Below are 224 nucleotides of genomic sequence, written 5' to 3' on the forward strand. Positions count from 1 at the left end.
TCGAGTTCGTGGTGGAGGCCGGTGAGGTGCTGCCGGTCGCCGTAGCGGGCGACGTCCTCGGCGCGCTGGCCGAAGGCGCCGTAGCCCTGGGCCGGGTTGTCGCTCCGGGCCGGGTCGTGCTCGGTGAGGGCCAGCGGGTCGGGCCGGTGCGGGGCGTTCAGCGGCGGGTCGGTGTCGGGCTGGGTGTCGGCCGGGCGGAAGGACAGGAAGCGGTCGCCCTGGAC

1 protein-coding gene is annotated in these 224 nt (G+C 76.3%); it reads right to left on the minus strand.

Annotated elements, in window-relative coordinates; translation table 11 throughout:
* Positions 1 to 224 (minus strand): hypothetical protein (locus tag VR45_RS41340; protein ID WP_045945136.1); only part of this gene is annotated, 224 nt, incomplete at both ends.

It is taken from the genome of Streptomyces sp. NRRL S-495 (assembly GCF_000966955.1).
GTDB lineage: Bacteria > Actinomycetota > Actinomycetes > Streptomycetales > Streptomycetaceae > Kitasatospora > Kitasatospora purpeofusca.